General features: G+C 68.7%; 1 pseudogene. It reads right to left on the bottom strand.

Features of this window, described 5'->3' with window-relative positions:
• Positions 1-359 (bottom strand): annotated as a pseudogene (locus tag IG05_RS0141240) (NTP-binding protein); the annotation flags it as partial.
• Positions 360-380 lie beyond the last annotated feature (21 nt).

Raw genomic sequence — 380 nt, 5'->3', positions numbered from 1 at the left:
AGTGTGGACAGACCGAAGTTCGTGCCGAGTCCGGCGAGCGTGGGTCCGGCGAGGTTCTCCTTGCCGACCAGCTCTTTCAGCACGCGGGCGATGGTGCCCTTGCCGGAGCGGGACGGGCCGACCATGAGCAGGATCTTCTGCTGGTCGGTGCGGCCCGAGAGGACGTAGCCGAACCACTCCTGAAGCGCGCCGATCGCGTCGCGGTCGTGGGGCCAGATCTGTGTCAGGAACGCCTCCCAAGCCGGTGCGGTCGCCTCCGGGCGGTAGGCGAACGGCACGGACACGAGGTTGAAAAACCCGGGGGTGTGCCGCAGCAGCGCGCGGTCCCGGATGCGCAACAGCCCGTTCTCGCACGCCACGATCGGCCCAGAGTCCTGCTC

It is taken from the genome of Streptomyces sp. NRRL S-1022 (genome assembly GCF_000720135.1).
Classification (GTDB): Bacteria; Actinomycetota; Actinomycetes; order Streptomycetales; family Streptomycetaceae; genus Streptomyces.
Note: the sequence above shows the minus strand (reverse complement) of the source record. Positions and strands in the feature narration are given on the sequence as shown.